The 3902-nt window shown below is 69.5% G+C and carries 5 protein-coding genes; 3 read left to right on the top strand and 2 right to left on the bottom strand.

The features are described 5' to 3' along the window. The coding region (locus tag G6021_RS13680) for a CoA ester lyase (protein WP_182609473.1) at window positions 1-813 on the bottom strand (813 nt) is incomplete at its 3' end. 200 nt (window positions 814-1013) lie between these two features. Here G6021_RS13680 and G6021_RS13675 point away from each other — a divergent pair. Next, on the top strand, window positions 1014-2021 hold the full coding sequence (locus G6021_RS13675) for an ATP-binding cassette domain-containing protein (protein WP_179525890.1): 1008 nt from the start codon (window positions 1014-1016) through the stop codon (window positions 2019-2021). After that, a complete protein-coding gene (locus tag G6021_RS13670; RefSeq protein WP_179525889.1) occupies window positions 2018-2884 on the top strand; it encodes an ABC transporter permease in 867 nt (288 codons plus the stop codon). Before G6021_RS13675 ends, G6021_RS13670 begins: the two co-directional genes overlap by 4 nt. A 14-nt stretch (window positions 2885-2898) precedes the next feature. On the opposite strand, the gene G6021_RS13665 is transcribed toward G6021_RS13670, so the two are convergent. Beyond that, a complete protein-coding gene (locus G6021_RS13665) occupies window positions 2899-3405 on the bottom strand; it encodes a hotdog fold domain-containing protein (RefSeq protein ID WP_182616239.1) in 507 nt (168 codons plus the stop codon). 170 nt (window positions 3406-3575) lie between these two features. Between G6021_RS13665 and G6021_RS17440 the strand changes: the two genes are divergently transcribed. Then, a partial coding sequence (locus G6021_RS17440; protein WP_241736560.1) for an alpha/beta fold hydrolase occupies window positions 3576-3902 on the top strand: 327 nt, incomplete at its 3' end.

The following is a 3902-nucleotide window of genomic DNA, read 5'->3' as shown; positions in this document are numbered from 1 at the left end:
GACGGCGTAGGCCTGCGCGAGGTGCGCGATCTTCTGCGCGCGGGCCAGCCGCGGAAGGTCCGCGCCGTCGCGGCACCGCTCGCCGCCGGGCCCCAGTTCGTCGATCACTGACTCGGCCCACGAGACGTCGGCGGCCGAGGGGGACAGGACCTCGTTGATGTACGGGGCCTGGTCCACCCGCAGGCACAGCTTGCCGGTCATGCCCATCTCGACCGCGTGCTCGGCGGCGTCCATGAGGACCTGGGTGTCGTTGGAGATGGTGGGCCCGTCGATCGGCGGGGCCACTCGCGCGACCCGGCTGGACACCACGAACTGCGAGCGGGTGTAGGCCATGGCGATCTGCGAGGATCCGATCCCGGTGTCACGGCGGTAGTCACCGATGCCGAACGCCAGGCGTACCACCTGGTCGGTCTTGGCGATCTCCGTGGCGGCGGCCAGACCGTCGGCGGACTCCACCAGCGCGACGATCGGGGTGTCCGCGGCCAACCGGGCGGCCGTCAGCGAGACGTGCTCCGGGTTCTCGGTCTTGGCCAGCATCACGCCGTCGAGGCCGGGGCAGTGGCCCAGGGCCATGAGGTCCTTCTCCCACTCGGGGGAGCGGACGTCGTTGATCCGGACCCAGGCGTGGTTGCCGGCCTCGAGCCACTGGCGCACCTCGCGGCGCGCGCGTTCCTTCTCCGACTGGCGGCACCCGTCCTCGACGTCCAGGACCACGACGTCCATCTCGGAGTTCACGGCCGCGTCGAAGCGCTCGGACTTGTCGGCAGGCAGGAGCAGCCACGAACGGGCGATCGTCGGCGGGATGGTCGACATGGGGCTCATGGGTACCGGTCATCCTTTGTTCGAGAGGCGGTTGGCCGCGCGACGCGAGAGGTCGGGCGGCAACCTCCCCACGATACGTTGCCCCGGTCGTGGCGTTCCACACGGTGACCAGCAAGCCATAGGACGCGATCGGTCCTCATTGGCGGACCTGCGTATTGACTACCGTTTCCCGGCGCGGCACTCTTTGGCGAGTGAGTACCAGACTGGCGTCCGACGCCCCGGCTATCGAGGCGGAACACCTCGTCAAGAAATTCGGCGACTTCACCGCCGTCGATGACATCTCCTTCTCCGTCCCCACCGGATCGGTCCTCGGACTGCTGGGGCCCAACGGGTCCGGCAAGACCACCACCATCCGCATGATGACGACCCTGAGCCCGCCCACCTCCGGCACCGCCCGCGTCGCCGGGCACGACGTGATGGGTGCCCCGGCCGAGGTGCGCAAGGCCATGGGCTTGACCGCGCAGGCGGCCACCGTCGACGAGCTGCTCACCGGGCGCGAGAACCTGCGCCTCATCGGGGACCTGTACGGCCTGCCCAAGAAGATGGTCAAGACGCGCGCCGACGAGCTACTGGAGAAGTTCTCGCTCAGCGACGCCGCGACCAAGGTCGCCAAGAGCTACTCCGGGGGCATGCGGCGCCGGCTCGATCTGGCGGCCAGCCTCGTCGCGGCCCCGCCCGTGCTGTTCCTGGACGAGCCGACCACCGGGCTCGACCCCCGCTCGCGCAACGAACTATGGGACGTCCTGCGCGACCTGGTCCGCGACGGAACCACACTGTTGCTCACCACGCAGTACCTCGACGAGGCCGATCAGCTGGCCGACCGGGTGATCGTCATCGATCACGGCAGCGTCATCGCCGAGGGCACCCCGTTGCAGCTCAAGGACCGCTCCGGTGCGGCCAGCCTGGTCATCACCGTCTCGAGGCCGGACGACGTCGACGAGGCCGTCCGCGTCCTTGACGGCCGGATCGGGGAACTGCACGTCGACCGCGACGCGCGTCGGCTCACCGCGCCGTCGGAGGGCGTCTCGGCGCTGGCGGGGATCGCCACCGCGTTCACCGACGCCGGGATCGAACTCGACGACATCGGCCTGCAGCGCCCCAGTCTGGACGACGTCTTCCTGTCCCTCACCGGACGCAGGGCCGAGGACACCGCGGACGCCGCGGACGTCGAGACCATCGAACAGGAGAACCGGGTATGAGCACCGTCGCCGACCCCACCCACACCTCGGCCACCCACGAGCGGTTCGCGATGCCGGTCCGTCACGAGGGGCCGCCGCTGAGCCGGCAGATCTCCGCGCTGGTGCGCCGCAACCTCTTCCACATCCGGCGCCAGCCGGAGAACCTGGCGGACGTCACCATCCAGCCGGTGATGTTCGTCCTGTTGTTCGCCTTCGTGTTCGGCGGCGCGATCGCGGTGGCCGGCGGCGTGAACTACCGCGAGTGGCTGCTGCCGGGCATCATGGCGCAGACCATGGCGTTCTCCTCGTTCGTCGTGGCCGCGGGACTGTGCAACGACCTCAACAAGGGGATCATCGACCGCTTCCGGACCCTGCCCATCCAGCGCGCGTCGATCCTCATCGCGCGTAGCGCGTCCAGCCTCATCCACTCCTCCATCGGAGTGGTGGTGATGTCGCTGACGGGGCTCGTCGTGGGGTGGCGGATCCGGAGCGGGATCGTCGACGCCGTGCTGGGCTACCTCATCCTGCTGGGCTTCGGGTTCGTCATGATCTGGATCGGGATCGTCGTGGGCTCCCGGCTCAAGACCATCGAGGCGGTCAACGGTGTCATGTTCACCACGATCTTCCCCATCACGTTCCTCGCCAACACCTTCGCGCCCCCGGAGTCGATGCCGTCGTGGCTGCGGCCGGTCGCCGAGTGGAACCCGCTGGCCTCGGTCGTCCAGGCGATGCGTGAGCTCTGGGGCAACGCCCCCGCCGTCGGACCGGATGCCGCGCTGCCGTTGCAGCACCCGGTCCTGGCGTCACTGTTGTGGATCGTGGGGCTGACGGTGATCATCGCCCCGATCGCCGTCAAGGCCTTCGACGCCCGGACCCGCGACTGACGCGCCCGCGACCGTCAGCGCTTGGTCTTGGGGGAGACCCGGATGGTGATGGAGCCGACCACCGGTTCGACGCCGGCGTCGTCGACGAAGCGCAACGGGACGTCGATGTCCTGCCCGCTGGTGATGGCCGAGAAGTCGGGGATCTCGGTCCACTCGGCGGTGACGGTCAGGCCGCCGGTCGACATGGCCGGGTAGCGCACGTTCATGCCCACGGGGATCCACCGGTGGGTGGCCGGCACGGTGGCCTCGGCGAGCACGCCCATCGCCATCTCGGCCAGGTTGAGGGCGGCGATCACGTGGAAGGTGCCGATGTGGTTGCGGTTGCCCCACCAGCCCGGGCCGCGCACCTCGCAGCGTCCGGGCCGCACGTCCACCACGTGCGGGAGGACGGTGCGGAAGTAGGGGGCCTTGAGGCTCACGGCCGCGCTGAATAGGCGCGAGCCGAAGGGCAGCCGGGTCGCCTTCTGCCAGAGGCGGTGCAGGGAGGTGTCCGGACTGTCGCCAGGGGTGTTGTTCGTCATGGCGGAGAGGTTACCCGCCGGTAAGTTCGGCATGAGCGGCACGCGCGCGATAGCCACGACGGTGAGTGGTTGACATCACACCGCGGCGGCCCTAGGGTCGTCAAAACTGAAGTTGGTTCGACACTTCGATCGGGGTCCTGATGTCGTTTCTTCTTGTGCACGGTGCGGGGATGGGTGCGACCAGCTGGGAGCGGCTGATCCCGCACCTGAACGGGCCGGCAGTGGCGGTGGACCTTCCCGGGCGGGGAGCCCGCGCCCATGTCGACCTGCGCTCGGTGACCCTGGACGACTGCGCGGCGGCGATCGTCGCGGATGCCGTCGACTCGGGGCTCAGCGACATCGTCCTGGTGGCGCACTCCTTCGCCGGGGTCTCCGTTCCGCGGGTGCTCGCGGAGCTGTCGGAGCGGGTCGCGCACGTGGTGTTCCTCTCGGCGGTCGTCCCTCCCGACGGTTCCAGGGTCCTGGACGAGATCGACCCGGGGGTGCGTGAGGCGGTC

The organism is Dietzia sp. CW19 (assembly GCF_014145265.1).
GTDB classification, from domain to species: domain Bacteria; phylum Actinomycetota; class Actinomycetes; order Mycobacteriales; family Mycobacteriaceae; genus Dietzia; species Dietzia natronolimnaea.
The sequence above is the reverse complement of the archived record's forward strand: the minus strand, read 5'-3'. Positions and strand labels throughout refer to the sequence as shown.